At 66.7% G+C, this 16,374-nt stretch carries 12 protein-coding genes; 8 read left to right on the top strand and 4 right to left on the bottom strand.

Annotation, left to right across the window (positions count from 1 at the left end):
• Positions 1 to 198: 198 nt before the first annotated feature.
• From AD89_RS0105090 to AD89_RS0105065, 6 genes are all read left to right on the top strand, one after another.
• A complete protein-coding gene (locus AD89_RS0105090; protein WP_025777531.1) occupies positions 199 to 1,422 on the top strand; it encodes an acetyl-CoA C-acetyltransferase in 1,224 nt (407 codons plus the stop codon).
• Between the two features lie 274 nt (positions 1,423 to 1,696).
• A complete protein-coding gene (locus AD89_RS0105085) occupies positions 1,697 to 2,857 on the top strand; it encodes a CaiB/BaiF CoA transferase family protein (RefSeq protein WP_025777530.1) in 1,161 nt (386 codons plus the stop codon).
• 133 nt (positions 2,858 to 2,990) lie between these two features.
• A complete protein-coding gene (locus tag AD89_RS0105080) occupies positions 2,991 to 4,130 on the top strand; it encodes an acyl-CoA dehydrogenase family protein (protein ID WP_025777529.1) in 1,140 nt (379 codons plus the stop codon).
• A 348-nt stretch (positions 4,131 to 4,478) separates the two neighbouring features.
• Positions 4,479 to 5,909 (top strand): purine-cytosine permease family protein, encoded by a 1,431-nt coding sequence (locus tag AD89_RS0105075; protein ID WP_035319960.1) that lies wholly within the window; start codon positions 4,479 to 4,481, stop codon positions 5,907 to 5,909.
• A 315-nt stretch (positions 5,910 to 6,224) separates the two neighbouring features.
• Positions 6,225 to 7,658, top strand: coding sequence for an Nramp family divalent metal transporter (locus tag AD89_RS0105070; RefSeq protein ID WP_025777527.1), 1,434 nt, complete (start codon positions 6,225 to 6,227; stop codon positions 7,656 to 7,658).
• Entirely contained in the window at positions 7,658 to 8,602 is a 945-nt protein-coding gene (locus AD89_RS0105065; RefSeq protein WP_035319958.1) for a phosphoglycerate dehydrogenase, read from the top strand. Before AD89_RS0105070 ends, AD89_RS0105065 begins: the two co-directional genes overlap by 1 nt.
• Before the next feature lie 70 nt (positions 8,603 to 8,672).
• On the opposite strand, the gene AD89_RS0105060 is transcribed toward AD89_RS0105065, so the two are convergent.
• The 3 genes from AD89_RS0105060 to AD89_RS0105050 all read right to left on the bottom strand — a co-directional run bounded on the left by AD89_RS0105060 (position 8,673) and on the right by AD89_RS0105050 (position 11,488).
• Positions 8,673 to 9,413, bottom strand: coding sequence for an ATP-binding protein (locus AD89_RS0105060; RefSeq protein WP_197021714.1), 741 nt, complete (start codon positions 9,411 to 9,413; stop codon positions 8,673 to 8,675).
• Between the two features lie 157 nt (positions 9,414 to 9,570).
• Positions 9,571 to 10,464, bottom strand: coding sequence for a dihydrodipicolinate synthase family protein (locus tag AD89_RS0105055; protein ID WP_025777524.1), 894 nt, complete (start codon positions 10,462 to 10,464; stop codon positions 9,571 to 9,573).
• Positions 10,465 to 10,507: 43 nt separating this feature from the next.
• Entirely contained in the window at positions 10,508 to 11,488 is a 981-nt protein-coding gene (locus AD89_RS0105050) for an aldo/keto reductase (RefSeq protein WP_025777523.1), read from the bottom strand.
• A 139-nt stretch (positions 11,489 to 11,627) separates the two neighbouring features.
• Here AD89_RS0105050 and pdxA point away from each other — a divergent pair, with 139 nt between their 5' ends.
• A complete protein-coding gene (gene pdxA, locus AD89_RS0105045) occupies positions 11,628 to 14,072 on the top strand; it encodes a 4-hydroxythreonine-4-phosphate dehydrogenase PdxA (RefSeq protein ID WP_025777522.1) in 2,445 nt (814 codons plus the stop codon).
• A 126-nt stretch (positions 14,073 to 14,198) separates the two neighbouring features.
• Positions 14,199 to 14,984, top strand: coding sequence for a DeoR/GlpR family DNA-binding transcription regulator (locus AD89_RS0105040; protein ID WP_025777521.1), 786 nt, complete (start codon positions 14,199 to 14,201; stop codon positions 14,982 to 14,984).
• A 110-nt stretch (positions 14,985 to 15,094) separates the two neighbouring features.
• On the opposite strand, the gene AD89_RS18150 is transcribed toward AD89_RS0105040, so the two are convergent.
• Complete coding sequence (locus tag AD89_RS18150; RefSeq protein ID WP_051505063.1) at positions 15,095 to 16,264, bottom strand: sialidase family protein; 1,170 nt, start codon at positions 16,262 to 16,264, stop codon at positions 15,095 to 15,097.
• Positions 16,265 to 16,374: the final 110 nt, after the last annotated feature.

Raw genomic sequence — 16,374 nt, 5'->3', positions numbered from 1 at the left:
TTCGCCGCGCACGCGTCCGCCGACCATCTGAGGCGCCTCGGGATACCCATTCATTGAGACGACCTCTTGTCTCCGGCGATCTATTCGGATATGTTCATCAATCAGAATGTATTGATATCAGCATCGGCAGTGATGCCGAAAAATTCGATGCCCCACCGCCGCGGCAGGACGGCTCGATCACAACCCAAGGGAGACTCTGTGTCCGAAGACATCGTCATCTGCGAACCTCTCCGCTCCCCCGTGGGCGGATTCGGCGGACAGTTCAAGGACGTGCCGCATGAGGAGCTCGGCCGACAGGTCCTCACAGCTCTGCTGGAGAAGACAAACCTGCCGGGCGAGGCCATTGAGGATGTCGTCCTCGGCAACTGCTATCCGCACATGGAGACTCCGGCGATCGGCCGCGTCGTCGCGCTCAATGCGGGACTGCCGATCACCGTTCCCGGCCGCCAGGTCGACCGTCGCTGCGGCTCCGGCCTGCAGGCGATCGCCGACGCTCACGCGATGATCTCGGCCGGTTTCGCCGACCTCGTCGTTGCCGGCGGCGTCGAGTCGATGAGCCGCGCACCGTTCTTCAATGAGGAGATCCGCTGGGGCGTCAAGGGCGGCAACATCGAGCTCAAGGACGGTCTCGTCCGCGGCCGCCTCACCGCCGGCGGCGACGACTACCCGGTGCCCGGCGGAATGATCGAAACCGCAGAGAACCTGCGTCGGGAGTACACGATCTCACGGGAGGACCAGGACGCCTACGCGGTGGAATCGCATCGTCGGGCCGCCTCGGCGACGGAGGAAGGGAAGTTCGCCGACGAGATCGTGCCGATCACGCTGCCGGCCACCCGGAAGACCCCCGAACAGGTCATCACGACCGATGAGCACATCCGTCCCGGATCGACGGTCGAGAAACTCGCGAAGCTCACGCCGATGCTCGGGAAGTCCGACGCTGAGGCCACGGTGACCGCGGGCAATGCCTCGGGTCAGAACGACGGCGCTGCGCTGTGCATCGTCACCACCGCGGCCAAGGCCGCTGAGCTGGGTCTGCGGGTCTTCGCCCGCATGCGCAGCTGGGCGGTGGCCGGAGTGCCGCCGAAGACGATGGGCATCGGTCCGGTGCCCGCCACGGCCAAGGCCTTGGAACGGGCCGGGCTCGAACTCGGCGATATCGACCTCATCGAACTCAACGAGGCATTCGCGGCGCAGGTGCTCGCCTGCACGACCGAGTGGAAACTCACGAAGTCCGACTTCGCCGAGCGGCTCAACGTCAACGGATCGGGCATCTCACTGGGCCACCCGGTCGGCGCGACCGGCGGACGCATCCTCGCCACGCTGCTGCGAGAGATGGATCGCCGCGAGTCGCGCTATGGCCTCGAGACCATGTGCATCGGCGGCGGCCAGGGCATGGCAGCCGTCTTCGAACGCGTCGCCTGAGCTCTTCGCCAGACGATCCGCCCCGTCAGCCCCGAGTTCCGGACGATCCGTGCGGAAACAGACACCCATTTCCCGCACGGATCGTCCGGAACTCTCGCTCTCCTGCCGCGGCAGGAATTCCGCTGGGAGGGCCCCGGTTCGCAGCAGAGCAGGCCGAGGCTCTCTCTTCTCCGCTGAGCTGGACTGCCCCGGAATCTCACAGCATCCGACACTTCGGACGAAATCCTCATCAGCCCCGTTGTCTTCGCCCTGGTCACCACCGAGGATGAGGATCATGAACGCAACGAAGCAGCTGCTGACCGGTGTCCGGGTCGCCGATTTCTCCCGAGTTCTCGCCGGTCCCTACGCCACCGCCATGCTCGCCGATCAGGGCGCCGAAGTCATCAAGATCGAAATGCCCGGCCACGGCGACGATTCCCGACATCTCGGACCCTTCACCGAATCCGGGTCGACCTACTTCACCGGCCTCAACCGCGGAAAGCGCTCGATCGAAGCCGACCTCAAGGACCCCGACGACCACGCACGACTGCTCGAACTCATCGCCGAATGCGACGTCGTCGTCGAGAACTTCCGCCCCGGCGTCGCCGCGAAGCTCGGCCTGTCCTACGAGGACCTCAGGGCCGTCAGACCCGATCTCGTCTATGCCTCGATCTCCGGCTTCGGCCAGGCCGGCAGCCAGGCGGGACGTCCCGCCTATGACACGGTCATCCAGGCACTGAGCGGACTCATGGCCTCGACCGGCTTCGCCGACAGCTCTCCCACCCGAGTCGGAGAATCGATCGCCGACGTCTCCGCTGGAGTGTTCGCGGCCTTCGGCATCTCCTCGGCGCTCTTCCACCGTCAGACCACCGGCGAGGGAGCCCATATCGACATTCCGATGCTCGATGTCATGCTCGCCATGCAGCCGACGAATGCCTCCCTCCACGCGGCCGGCTCCTCTCCGTCGCGGGTCGGCAACCGCCACCCCGTCTCCGCCCCCTTCGACACCTACCGCGCCGCCGACGGACTCGTCGTCATCGCCGTGGCCAACGACCGCCTCTTCGGCACTCTCGCCGCCACGCTCGGCAAGCCGGAGCTCGCCGCCGACCCGCGCTTCGCCACCGACGGCCATCGCTCGGACAACGACGAGGCACTGCGCATCGAGATCGAAGAGTTCACCAGCGGGCGCACCGTGACCGAGCTGTGCGAGATCTTCGATGCCGCCGGAGTCCCCAACTCCCCCGTCCTCGATTTCGCCGAGGCGGTCACCGGGCCCATCGGCAAAGGTCGCGGACTCACTGCCGCCGATCCGCGCACCGGTCACACCTATCTCGGCCATCCGCTCCTCGTCGACGGCGCCCGCCCAGCGTCGACGCTTCCGGCACCGCACCTCGGCGAGCACAATGCCGACTTCGCCGAGGCGGAAACGGCGGACCTGACGGAACCGACCAACTGAGCCCCGGGTCGAAGGAATCGGCCCACCCCACGACCGCCTCGGCGAGCGCGTCCTCGTCATCCCACGACCGGCCCAGCCTCGGCGATCCCTTCAGCTTCAGACCACATCCACGACACCATTAAGGAGCACTCTCATGGCCTTCGACATCACCGCCGACGAACAGGAACTCGTCGACGCCGTCGCCCAGATCAGCACGGACGTCCTCGCCCCTCGGGCCGCGGCCGCCGACGCGAACGAACGTGTCTCCGCCGAAACCCTGAAGACCCTCGCCGAGGTGGGGGTCATGGGGCTCAATCTGCCCGAGGCGTTCGGCGGGCCCGGAGTCGGATCGGTGGCGATGAGCCAGATGGTCGCCGCCATCACCGAGGCGTGCGCCTCGACGGCGTCGATCATCACCGCGCAGTTCCTCGCCACCGATTCGATCCTCCTCGGCGGCACCGACGCGCAGCGCGAAGCGTGGCTGCCGCGGGCCGCCGCCGGCGAGGTCATCGGGTCCTTCGGGCTCACCGAGCCGGGTGCCGGGTCGAACCCGGCGGAGATGTCGACGAAGGCCACGCGCGTCGACGGCGGTTGGCACCTCAAGGGTACGAAATGCTTCATCACGAACGCCGGTTTCGCGGACTTCATCATCGTCTACGCGAAGACCGACGTCGATGCCGGCCACAAGGGAATCAGCGCATTCATCGTCGACACCGCGGCCGCTTCGGCGGGCTTGGATTTCAATCCCCCGGAGAAGACGATGGGTCTGCGCGGCAGCCCGGTCTATGAGTTCGTCATCGACACCGTCGTCCCCGAGGACGCCCTCCTCGGGAACGCAGGCGAGGGCTTCACCACAGCCATGCGGGTGCTCGACCGTGGTCGCATCGAGGTCGCGGCGATGAGCCTGGGAATCGGCAGGGCCGCACTCGACGCCGCCGTGGCGTGGGCGGGCGAGCGGAAGATCAACGGCAAACCGCTGGGCCGCCTCCAGGGCATCGCGTTCAAGCTCGCGGACATGTACACGAAGTACCGCTCGGCGTGGCTGCTGACGATGGACGCTGCCGAACAGCGCGATGCCGGGGTCGACTTCACCCGGTCCTCGGCGACTGCGAAGCTCGCTGCCTCCGAGGCGGCCGCCTTCATCGCCGACGAGGCCCTGCAGATCCACGGCGGCTACGGCTTCACGCGGGACTTTCCCCTCGAGCGCTATGTTCGCGATGCCCGGATCTACCGCATCTACGAAGGCTCCTCGGAGATCCAACGCACGATCATCGCGCGCTCCCTGGCGAAGTAGCTGCGGGCACGGAACGCAGGCGCCGGTGTCCGGGAGGCCGGGCGCGAAACAGCACCGAAACTTGTCCAGGTCTACGATCGGCACGTCGCTTCAGTGCACGTCGCTTCAGTGCACGTCGCTTCAGTGCACGTCGCTTGAGTGCACGTCGTCCAAGTTCCGGTCGATCTGTGCGGAACTTGGAGGCGAAAACCCGCACGCATCGTCCGGAACTCGTCGATCCCACGGGAGGCGAGGGCCGCCTCGGCGAGATTTTCCGATATCTCGGACGAAACCTGTGACTCGGATCTCGTGGGACGCGAACCGGCGGTGCCACACTTAACCAGGTCGATCAGTTCAAAGGAGAGAAACATGGCGAGTACGACCAGTTCGGGGATCGAGAAGCGATCCATCGAGATGGTGCCTGACGCCGAGCGTCACGGAACGCCGCGTTCCCAGTTCACACTGTGGTTCGGTGCCAACACTCAGATCACCGCCATCGTCGACGGAGCACTGGCCGTCGTCTTCGGCGCCGATGCGCTGTGGGCCATCATCGGCCTGCTCATCGGCAACATCATCGGCGGCATCGTCATGGCACTGCACTCGGCGCAGGGTCCGCAGCTGGGTCTGCCGCAGATGATCTCCTCGCGCGCCCAGTTCGGCATCATCGGCGCGATCATCCCGCTCGTGCTCGTCGTGCTCATGTACATCGGCTTCGCCTCGACCGGCGCGGTACTGTCCGGCCAGGCCGTCAACCTCATCATCGGCGTTCAGACCCCATGGGTCGGCATCGTCATCTTCGGTGCGCTCACGGCGCTGGTGGCCCTGCTGGGATACAAGTACATCCACGTGCTCGGTCGGATCTCCTCGGTGACGGGCCTGCTCGGGTTCCTCTTCATCACGTACTGCGTGCTCACCCAGGTCGACGTCCCCGGACTGATCTCGGGTTCGTCGTTCGCCTTCCCCGCCTTCCTCTCGGCCATCGCCCTGTCCGTGGGCTGGCAGCTGACCTACGGACCGTACGTCGCCGACTATTCGCGGTACCTGCCGCGCTCGACCCCGTCGTCGAAGACCTTCTGGTTCACCTTCGGCGGATCGGTCATCGGTTCGCAGTGGTCGATGACCCTGGGCGCGCTCATCGGTGCGGCCGCCATGACCGAATCCGGCAACGAATTCGTCGAGAACCAGGTCGCCTATGTCGGCGACATCGTCGGCGGGGGTGTGTTCGCCCTGCTCATCTTCATCGTCATCCTGCTGGGCAAGCTCACGGTCAACACCCTCAACGCCTACGGTGCGTTCATGTGCACGCTGACGATCCTCACCTCGTTCGGCAACAAGGCGACCATCCGCCGCTGGACCCGCGCGGTCTTCGTCGTCGGCATCGTCACCCTCACCGTGCTCGTGGCGCTGCTGGCCTCGGCGGACTTCCTCGCGAACTTCAAGAACTTCGTCCTCGCCCTGCTCATGGTCTTCACCCCGTGGAGCGTCATCAACCTCACCGACTACTACCTGATCTCGAAGGACCGCTTCGACATCCCCGCCTTCTACGACCGGCACGGTCGCTACGGCAACTGGAACTGGCGTGCGCTGGCCGCCTACGGGGTCGGTGTCGTCGTGCAGATCCCGTTCCTCGCCCAGTCCTTCTACACAGGACCGCTGGTCGCGAAGCTCGGCGGAGCGGACATCTCGTGGCTCGTGGGCATCATCGTCACCTTCGTCCTCTACTACGTGCTCATCCGCAACCGCGGAGTCGCTCCGACGGAGACGATCTACCCCAGCCTCGAGGAACTCGAGCGCAAGTGATTCCCACCCTCGCCGAGGCGGCCCCGCCCTGTCCGGGCAGCTGACCTCGGCGGGGTGGTTCCGCTCCCCCACGGCCGCCGGTCGGCAGCACTCAGTGCTGCCGACCGGCGGCCTTCGCCGTGTCTCGCTCACAACGAGCATTAAACCGTCGTCAGACTCCTCAGATATGCGCATTTCATGCACCCATGTTGCGCACATCACGCATTCGGTGGCACACTTGCATGAGCCGCGCCAACGGGGCCGTCGCGCACCGATGTGCCCCGGGCCGCCGGCTCGATCACTGATCAGATCCACCTTCGTGCAAGGAAGCCGAGTATGACCGCACAGAACATCGACCGGGACGACCGCACAGGCGCAGACGCCGCTGTCGACCCCTACCATCTCGACCCCAAGGACGTGCTCGAACCGCCCACGACCTTTGCGGGCAAACTCAAGTACCTCGGCCCCGGTCTCGTCATCTCGGCAGCGGTCATCGGCTCCGGAGAGCTCATCACGACGACTGCGCTCGGCGCCAAGGCCGGATTCGTCCTGCTCTGGCTCGTCATCATCTCCACCGCGGTCAAGGTTTGGGTCCAGCTCGAACTCGCCCAGTGGACGATCCTGGCCGGCAAGCCCGCGCTCGAAGGCTACGGCCACGTCGGCCCCCGCCTCATCGGCCGGGCAGGGTGGATCAACCTGCTGTGGATCCTCATGGACTTCGCGAAGGTCCTCCAGCGAGGCGGCATCATCGGCGGTGCCGTCGCGGCGCTGAGCATCATGGTGCCCGTCATCGGCGAACCGCTGTCCACCCCCTCGCTCGTCTTCTGGACCGTCGTGTCGCTCGCGGTCGTCATCGCCCTGCTCGTGACGAACCGCTACAGCATCGTCGAGAAGTTCTCCGTCGGCGCGGTCATCATCTTCACCGTCTCCACCGTCGGGCTGGCGATCTCGCTGCCCTTCACCGACTTCGCCTATACCTCGGCGGACGTCATGAGCGGCCTCACCTTCGCCGTTCCCGCCGGCACGCTCGGCTTCGCGGTGGCGATGTTCGGCATCACCGGAGTCGGCGCCGACGAGATGACGACCTACACCTACTGGTGCCTGGAGAAAGGCTACGCCCGCTACACCGGCCCGAACGACGGCACCGCGGAACGTGCCCGCCGCGCCCGCGGCTGGATCTCGGTCATGCGCACCGATGTGCTCGTGTCCTGGATCGTCTCGACCGTGTGCACGATGTCCTTCTACGTTATCGGCGCCGCCATCCTCCACCCGCAGAACCTCGTTCCCGAGGGCAACGACATGATCACCACTCTGTCGTCGATGTACTCCTCGACGATGGGCGAGGCCGGACACTGGATCTTCCTCATCGGCGCCTTCGCCGTCCTCTTCTCGACCTTCATCGCCTCGACCGCAAGCGTTCCCCGCCTGTGGACGAACACCGTGTCCATCCTCGGCGTCTTCGACTGGGAGAACATGCGCACCCGAACTCGCATCATCCGTGTGCTCACCGTGGTCTTCCCGATCATCTGGGCGTTGAGCTACCTCATCATCCAGTCCCCGGTGATCATGGTCCAGATCGGCGGGGTGGCCAGCGGCGTCTTCCTCGTCGCCGTCGTCATCGCCGTCTGGTACCTTCGCTCCCGAGAGGTGCCGACCAAGTTCAAATCCAATCACTTCTTCACGGTGATGCTCGTCTTCGCCTCCCTGGCGATCGGCCTGCTGGGCATCTACACCGTGTTCAAGACCTTCGGAATCGAGATCGGAGCCTGATGCGCCTCACCGTCCTCACCCCGTCCTTCGGCAAGTATTCGCAGCGACCGAGTGCGCGATCCGCGCAGCTCGGCCTCGACCTCGACTACCGGACCGAGAATCATCCCAAGACCGGCCAGGACCTCATCGAGGCGATCTCCGACGCCGAGGCGGTCCTCGTCGGTCTCGATCGCATCGACGCCGAGGTGCTCGCCGCCTGTCCCGACCTCAAGGTCGTGGCCAAGCATGGTGCCGGAGTCGACAACATCGATCTGGCCGCCGCCGCTGCCGCTGGGGTTCGGGTCGTCAACACCCCCGGAGCGAATGCCGAATCCGTCGCCGACCTCACCCTCGGGCTCCTCCTCATGGGCGCCCGCCGGATCCGAGCAGCCGAGGATTCGCTGCGTGCCGGTGAGTGGGGCGTGTTCTTCGGTTCACAGCTGAGCGGCAAGCGCCTCGGCATCCTCGGCTTCGGTCGCATCGGTCGGGAGGTCACCAAGCGCGCGTCAGGGTTCGGCTTGAGCATCACCGCGTACGACCCATTCGTCCCCGACGAGGCCATCACCGAGGCAGGGGCCACGCCCCAGACCCTCGCCGAGGTGGTCGCCGGGTCCGATTTCCTCACCCTCCACCTCCCCGGTGGCGACGAGCCGCTTCTCGACGCCGAGCTTCTCGCCACGATGCCCGACGGTGCGGGGCTGATCAATGCTGCCCGCGGCGGCCTCGTCGACGAGGCAGCACTGGCCGCGGCGCTCGAATCGGGCCGCCTCTCCTTCGCCGCGCTCGACGCCTTCGCGACCGAGCCGCCGGCATCGGACGACCCGCTGCTGGCCGCGCCGAACCTCATTGCCACCCCGCACATCGGCGCCTATTCCGATGTCGCCAACGCGAACATGGGAACCTGGGCAGTCGAGGACGTCGTCCGCGTGCTGCAGGGCGAGGAACCGCGCTTCCCCGTCGCCTGACCGATACGTCGATCAGCTCAGTTCGCCTCCGCAGGCTCGGATATCAGCTCCGGTGCGTCCCGGAGATGATTCAGACCTCATCGGCGAGCAGGAATTCGGGGATCCTGCGGTGTTGGATTCCGTTCGCGTTTCCTCCGACAAGTGGGTCGAGTGTCAGAAGGTATTTCGGAGGGTTGTCCGCAATCGCTTCGAGCGGCCGATGTTCTCGGCGCCTGGTCTCCTCAGTCGCGATCGTCGTGGCGACCTGGAGGTAGATGACTTCATCGGCACGCTGTGCCACAAAGTCGACTTCAGCTCCTCCGATCCGGCCGACGGTGACGTCGTAGCCGCGTCGCCGCAGCTCCATCCACACGATGTTCTCCAGCACTCCCGGAAAACGCTGGTCCGAGTAGCCGAACAGGGCGTCGACGATGCCGTGATCACCGACGAAATGCTTCTCATCCGTTGCGAGGATGGCCCTGCCATGCAGATCGAACCGAGGGACTCGCGCGATCACGAAGGCTTCGGACAGTGCCGTCAGATAGTTGAGCACGGTCTCATGGCCGATCGACCGGCGCTGGGACTTCATGAAATCAGCGGCGCGTCGAGCGGAGAACGGATCGCCCACATTGTCGATTGCGAAAGCGGCGACGCGTTCGAACATATCCGCGTCTCGGATCCGATTCCGCGTCAACACATCCCGCACGAGTGTGGATCTGTAGATGTCCATGATCATCGAGCGGGCGTCGGCTTCGTCGAGGTGCAGCATGTGCACTCCGGGGAATCCGCCGAGGCGCAGATAGCGCGTGCACTCGGCGTCTGTGTCCGGCATGCTGGCGACCATAATCGCCACGCGGGCCGATCTGACCCATCGTGGAGATTACAATCGCCACAACTTGCCGGGTGAAGGATTCCGGCGATTGCAATCGCCACGGGCCGGTCGGATCAGCTCAGACAGATCCGGCCAGTTCGTCTCGGGCCACCTCGTCTCAGGCCAGGCCGCGCTCCACATCGGCGGCGACTGTCGCGGCGACCTGCTTCTTCGCCTCCTCCGAGAGCGCATTGAAGGGCGCCCGGGCCGGGCCGAGGTCGAATCCGCGCTCGTTCGCGGCCGCTTTGACCACTGTGTTCGGGTTCCCGAGTGCCAGGCAGTTGCGGATCGGACGGATGCTGTCCTGCGCGGTGCGCGCAGCCGCCGCGTCCCCGGCGACGAACAGGTCATAGATCGACGCCATCGTCTGCGGGTAGATGTTCGCAATCCCGCTGATGCCTCCCGCCCCGCCGGCAAGCAGGGTCCACAGGATGAGCGAGTCGTTGCCGGAGATGACGTCGAAGGTCTCTCGGTCTGTGCGCTCGAGGTATTGGAGGATCGTGTCGAAGTTGCCGCTCGAGTCTTTGACCGCGGTGATGTTCTCCACCTCTGCGAGCGTCTCGAGCGTTGCCGGGGCCACGGCGTTGCCGGTGCGTGCAGGGATGTTGTAGACGATGACCGGGACGTCGACGGAATCGGCCACGGCCCGGAAGTGGTTCTCGATCTCGACCTGAGAGGCGGCGGCGAAGTACGGGGTGATGATCGACAGCGCATCGGCTCCTGCCGCAGCCGCATCGGATGCGATCGCGATGGTCTCCTTCGTCGTCGCGGCGCCGGCGCCGATGACGACGGGGACGGCGCCGGCTACCTCGTCGATGACGATGCGGGCCGCCTCGGCGCGTTCGGCTGCGGACTGGGCGTAGAACTCGCCATTGGTGCCGAGGGCGAAGATGCCGTGGACTCCGGCCGTGAGCTGACGGCGGACATGGGCGCGCAGGGCCGACTCGACGATGCGCTCCTCCTCGTCGAAGGGCGTGGCGATGGCGGCGAGGATGCCGTTGAGAGAGGTCATGGTGATCCTTTCATAGGATTGGTCGAGTCGAGACAGAGATGGTTCAGCGGTTGTACTTCGGCTGGGAGCCGCGCACCGCAGCGGTCGCCTCGTCGACGGCGGTGAGCACATCGGCCGGCAGCGGCCCCTTCGCGATGGCCGCGATATTCGCTTCGAGCTGCCCGACGCGGCTGGCCCCGAGCAGGAGGGCTGAGACGCCCGGCGCCTCGGCCACCCAGCGCAGGGCGAGCTCGGCCTGCGGGACCCCGGCGCCATCGGCCACGGCCGCGAAGGCCTCGACCGAGGCGAGGACGGAGTCGGAGAGGTAGCGCTGGGAGTACATTTCGGCGAGCACGGAGCCGGAGAATCGGTCGCCGGTGCCGTCGGTCGAGGGACGGCGGGCGAGCAGTCCGCCGGCCAACGGGTTGTACGCCATCGTCGCGATGCCGTGAGCCTGTCCGCATTCGAGCCATTCGTCTTCGATCCGACGGGCCAGCACGCTGTAGACGTTCTGCGCCACCATCGGTCGCGGGGCGCCGGCACGCTCGGCCGCGGAGATGACATCGACGGCCTGCCACGCGGAGAAGTTCGAGATGCCCAGGGCGGCGATCTTGCCTTCGGCACGCAGCGCGGCGATGGTCTCGAGCGTCTCGTCGAGGGTGGCCGCCCGGTCGGGCTGGTGGAGATAGAAGAGGTCGATCGAGTCGACGTCGAGACGACGCAGCGAGCCTTCGACGCTCGCACGCAGAGCCTTCGCCGACAGCGGCGAGTGCTCGCCGGCATCGGCATGGGGCATTCCGGCCTTCGTCGCCAACACGATCCGATCACGGTGCTTCTTCACCAGCGGCGAGATGAGCCCCTCGGTCGTCGACTTCGCATAGCCGTTGGCGGTGTCGATGCCGGTGATACCCGCGGCGATGGCCGCCTCGAACACCTCGTGCGCGTCCGCTTCGGCCACCGTGTCGCCGAACGTCATCGTGCCGAGCACAAGCCGGGACAGCGGGACGGAGACTCCGTCGAGGGTGATTGTCGAGTCTGTGTTCACAAGGGTCTCCTCGTTGAGTGGGGCAGATCGTCGATACCCCGATCTTCCCACTTATGCGTGGATCGTGCAACAAGTTGCGCATTTCGCGCATACATGTCACTGTAGAGATGTTCAGCCGGACCGGACGCAAAGGAGTGCCATGTCAGCAGGCGAATCCGGCGTCCTTGTCATCGCCGACGATCTCAGCGGCGCGGCCGAGGTCGCCGCCACACTCGATCCGGGTACGCCGATCGTGCTCACCTCGGCGAGCGCGGACTCCGCGGCCGGATCAGCAGACACCATCAACGAGGCGGATGCCGGATCAGAAGCCGATCACTCCGTCGCCGAGGCGGTCGGCACCGACTCCCGAGACCTCGTTGTCGATATCGACTGCCGGTATCAGCAGGCTCGGTCGGCGGGCGCACGCACGTCTGCTGCACTTCGTGAGTTCGGCTCGTCCCGCGCCATATTCATCAAGGTCGATTCCCTGCTGCGCGGCAACATCTGCGCCGCGATCACTGCGGCCCTCGATCACGCACGCGGACCCGTGATCTTCGCTCCCGCGCTTCCGGAGCAGAACCGCACGGTCGTCGGAGCAGTGCCCTTCGATGACGGAGTGCGCCTGAGCCGCACCCGAGCGTGGAGCCTCGAGGACGGCAGTGCTCCGGAGACGCTTTCGGATCTGTGCCCTGTCGCCGCCCGCCACTTGGGCCTCGACGAACTGCGATCGCTGCCTGGCTCCGATGCTGCCGACGTCTTCGACGCCGCCGTCAGTTCGGAAGCCAGTGTCGACGCCTCGAATGCCGGCTTCGGCGGCGAGCGCCTCATCACCGCCGATGCCGAGTCGAGGGAGGATCTCACCCGTATCGTCGCTCTCGCCGAGGCGACCTCAGCCATCCTCGTCGGCACTTCCGCACTCGCGCGCGCCCTGGCCGAGCGTCGAAGAGGCGGACTCACTGCGCCGAGCGACGCATCTGCCCTGGCCGATGCTGGTGACGCAGAAGCTGAACGGCCCGACCCCTCATCATTTCCGCGCACGCCTGCACGGGTCCTCACTCTGCTGGGCACCGCAGCAGAGAGAATCGAGGCGCAAATCGCACACCTGTGCGACCACTCGGACACTCGTGTGCTCGACTTCCCTGCCGCCGAGGTAGCCGCATGGGCCGACGAACCCCACCGTCTCGACGATTCCGCCGCACGCGTCCGCGCCGCCCTGACCGAGTCCCACCTCGTCGTCCGTCTCACCGACGCGGGAGGCTCCGTCGACCCTCGGCCCCTGCCGGGCCTCCTCGCCGAACTCACCGCCCGCGCTCTCACCGGAGTCGGACCTGTCGCCCTCGCCGCCGCCGGCGGAGAGACCGCCAGGGCCGTCCTCGACCGCCTCGGCGTGGACCGGATCGAAACGGTCCGAGAGATCCACCCGGGGGCCGTGCTGTCCACGGTCGGGGCCGCCTCGGCGAGGACGATCGACGAGATCGATCTCACCGCCGTCGTTACCCGGCCCGGCGGTCAGGGCGGACCCGATTCCCTCACCCTCATCCATGCGGCTCTGAACTCCGGTGAGCCCACCACGACCACCGCGGCCACCGCCGCGAACCACGAAGGAGAGCCAATGAACGCGCTTCCCACAGTCGCAGTGACCATGGGCGACGGGGCCGGGGTCGGCCCCGAGATCTGCATCGCCGCCTGCCTCGACCCCTCGGTCCTCGCCGTCGCCGCCCCCGTCGTCATCGGCGATGCCGCACGACTCGAGCAAGCCGCGCAGGTGCTCGGCGTCGAGGCCGAGATCCGCCGGATCGACTCCCCTGCCGATGCCGAGCACGTGCCCGGCGTCATCAACGTCATCGACCTCGCCCTCCTTCCGGGCGATCTGCCCTGGGGCGAACTCTCCCCCGTCGCGGGAGATGCCGCGTTCCGCTACATCGAGCGCGCCGCGCAGCTGGCGATGTCCGGTGAGGTGCAGGCGATCTGCACGGCGCCGCTCAACAAGGAGGCCCTCCACTCCGCTGGGCACAAGTACCCCGGGCACACCGAGATGCTCGCCTCGCTGACCGGGACCGAGGAGGTCTCGATGATGCTCTCGTCCCCCAAGCTGCGCGTCATCCACGTGACCACCCACATCGGGCTCATCGACGCCGTGGCGAAGATCGAGCCCGGCCTCGTCGAACGCACCGTCCGCCGCGGCCACGACGCCCTCGTCCGAGCCGGGCTGGAACGACCGCACATCGGCGTCTGCGCGATCAACCCGCACGCCGGCGAGAACGGGCTCTTCGGCTACGGGGAAGAGGAGGAGAAGATCACTCCGGCGATCACGCAGCTGCAGGCCGACGGCATCGACGCGGTCGGACCACTGTCGGCCGACACCGCCTTCTTCCTCGCCGGCCGCGGAGACTATGACCTCATCGTCGCGATGTACCACGACCAGGGGCACGGACCCATCAAGGTCCTCGGCATCGATGCCGGCGTCAATATCACCGTCGGACTGCCGGTCATCCGCACCTCGGTCGATCACGGCACCGCCTTCGACATCGCCGGCACCGGCAAGGTCGACACCGAGTCGATGAGCGAGGCGATGCGTCAGGCCGCGGCTCTCGCCGTCGTCTGAGTCTCTTCTCTGCGCGGTCTGCGCGGCCGACAGTCCGGGGTCGGCGCCCTCACCGAGGCGGCCCTGCGCAGTCCGCGCGATAATCCGCGATACAGTGGCGATCAACGACAACCGATCAGGAGAGAGATGAACGCTGGCGAACGTCGCGAGGAGATCCTTCAGCTGGCCCGCACGCAGGGTGAAATGAGCGTCGATGCCCTCTCGGAGATGCTTGGGGTCACGGCGTCGACGATCCGTCGCGACCTCGCGAAGCTCACTGACTCGGGCGAGCTGGCCCGCACCTACGGCGGAGTCATCGCCGTCCCGACGGAGTCCGAGACCACGTTGGCCGAGCGCTCCCATGAAGCCCCCGAGGTCAAACGCGCCATCGGATCCTGGTGCGCCAAGCAGGTGCCGGCCGGTTCGCATGTGCTCCTCGACGCCGGGACGACCACGTCGCAGATCGCGCGCGCACTCCGCGACACAGCACCCTTGTCTGTGGTGTCCTCCGGACTGACCTCGCTGCAGCAGATGGCCGACCTCGAAGGCGTGGAGTTCACGCTCCTCGGCGGCCGCTACCGGCCCGTCAGCCAGGGATTCATCGGACCCATCACCGAGGCGGGGCTGGAGAGGTTCACCTTCGACTTCGCCTTCCTCGGCGCCGATGCCGTCACCGCCGAAGACGGGGTGTGCGAGGCCCTGCCCGAACAGGTGCGACTCAAGGAGCTGATGAGCCGCCGAGCCACCCACGTCTTCGTCGTCGCCCATGCCGAGAAGCTCGGCCAGCGCCCCTTCCACGCGTGGGCCGACCTCGGCACCGGCTGGACGCTCGTCACCGACGATTCGGCCGATCCCGCGCAGATCGAACTGTTCGAAGACCGCGGCATCACCGTGGTTCGCGTCGACCAGATGGGCAGCGCCGTGCATAGCTGACGGCACGAGGGCATGCAGAGGCCCCGGGACTCGTCGGAGTTCCGGGGCCTCTGCTGTGTCTGCGGTGTGCGTCGGGCGGATGCGCGCGGCTCGACGACGGTTCCGGCGGTTCAGCCCCAGAGCTTGCAGTCGGTGTGGACCTGGTCTTCGACGCCGGAGATCCAGTCCTCCGCGAAGACGACGTGACGGATGGCCCGTCGTGAGCTGTAGGCGTAGACGACGTGGATGAGTCCGTCGGCGTCGACGATGCCGTGCGGGTACTCCTGCCGACGATTGCTGCGCAGATTGCCCTCACCGGAGAACCCGTCACCGGGCTCGATCACCCGACGCACGGGCCACGTGCGGCCCTCGTCGTCCGAGACGGCGATGACGATCCGCATCCGCTCATAGGGCCAGACCACTTCGCCGGGTTCCGTGGCCACCTGGTGCTCGTTCGAGACGAGTGCGAGCCTGCCCGAGGGCAGCCGGAAGGCACTGAGACCCGCATTGTTGTTCGGCACCTCGGTGGCCTCGGGCGCCGACCAGGTCTCGCCCCCGTCCTCGGAGCGGCTGAGGTAGACCCAGTCGGCGAAGCGGGAACGGAACAGGCTGACGAGACGTCCCGGTTCGAGCTCGACGATGTTCGGGTGGACTCGACCGGCAGCCTCGGGGAACTCGACCTGACGCCAGGAGGCGCCCTGGTCCGCGGAGAACTGAACGACCGGTTGGTCGGAGCCGTTCTTCGAATCGTCGTCGAAGCACAGCCACTGAGTGTGCACCCACGTCCCATTGTGGAGGATCTGGATCGGCTGGCGGCAGAACGTCCCCTCATGGTCGAAGAGCGTCTCCGGTTCGCTCCAGCTCACTCCGTCGTCTGCCGAGCGGATCACCTTGACCACGGAGGTGTGCTGGAGGTTGAACGTCTCCGGGACTCCTGACTGGCGGGACAGCTGGGAGGTGTAAACGAGCCAGATCGTTCCGTCCGAGGCGGCGAAGAGCCCCGGGTTCTGATCGGACCGGATCTCATCATGGGTGACGCTCGCCGAGGCGGTCCACTCCCCCGTGTCCGCGTCGAAGCGGGACACCAGGATGTCGATGTCCCCATTGCCCTCGTCGCTGCCGCCGAACCAGGCGGCCAGCAGGCTGCCGTCCCGAAGCGCAAGGATCGACGGAGCGTGGTTCGAACGACGGTCGGTGGGGATGGCGGCCGCGGCACAGCCGTCGTCCTCGAAAAAGCGGAGTCGTCCGTCCGCCGGCGGCGCCGGCACACGGTCGAGCGAGGGCTGGGACAGCAGATTCATGGGTTTCTCCTCCATGTCTAGGCAACAATCATCGGACAACGCAGGGCCCGGCCGCCTCGGCGAGGGAATCCTCCGTGGAACGGCCATGCTCGTCGGTCGGGTGGGCCGCC

It is taken from the genome of Brevibacterium sp. VCM10, assembly GCF_000583215.1.
GTDB classification, from domain to species: domain Bacteria; phylum Actinomycetota; class Actinomycetes; order Actinomycetales; family Brevibacteriaceae; genus Brevibacterium; species Brevibacterium linens.
This window is presented reverse-complemented; position numbering and strand designations above follow the sequence as displayed.

Excerpts from the sequence above, each read along its gene's own strand:
- AD89_RS0105080 (WP_025777529.1), top strand. The coding sequence starts at position 2,991 with ATGGCCTTCGACATCACCGCCGACGAACAGGAACTCGTCGACGCCGTC.
- AD89_RS0105065 (WP_035319958.1), top strand. The coding sequence starts at position 7,658 with ATGCGCCTCACCGTCCTCACCCCGTCCTTCGGCAAGTATTCGCAGCGA.
- AD89_RS0105070 (WP_025777527.1), top strand. The coding sequence starts at position 6,225 with ATGACCGCACAGAACATCGACCGGGACGACCGCACAGGCGCAGACGCC.
- AD89_RS0105075 (WP_035319960.1), top strand. The coding sequence starts at position 4,479 with ATGGCGAGTACGACCAGTTCGGGGATCGAGAAGCGATCCATCGAGATG.
- AD89_RS18150 (WP_051505063.1), bottom strand. The coding sequence starts at position 16,264 with ATGAATCTGCTGTCCCAGCCCTCGCTCGACCGTGTGCCGGCGCCGCCG.
- AD89_RS0105040 (WP_025777521.1), top strand. The coding sequence starts at position 14,199 with ATGAACGCTGGCGAACGTCGCGAGGAGATCCTTCAGCTGGCCCGCACG.
- AD89_RS0105085 (WP_025777530.1), top strand. The coding sequence starts at position 1,697 with ATGAACGCAACGAAGCAGCTGCTGACCGGTGTCCGGGTCGCCGATTTC.
- pdxA (WP_025777522.1), top strand. The coding sequence starts at position 11,628 with ATGTCAGCAGGCGAATCCGGCGTCCTTGTCATCGCCGACGATCTCAGC.
- AD89_RS0105060 (WP_197021714.1), bottom strand. The coding sequence starts at position 9,413 with ATGCCGGACACAGACGCCGAGTGCACGCGCTATCTGCGCCTCGGCGGA.
- AD89_RS0105055 (WP_025777524.1), bottom strand. The coding sequence starts at position 10,464 with ATGACCTCTCTCAACGGCATCCTCGCCGCCATCGCCACGCCCTTCGAC.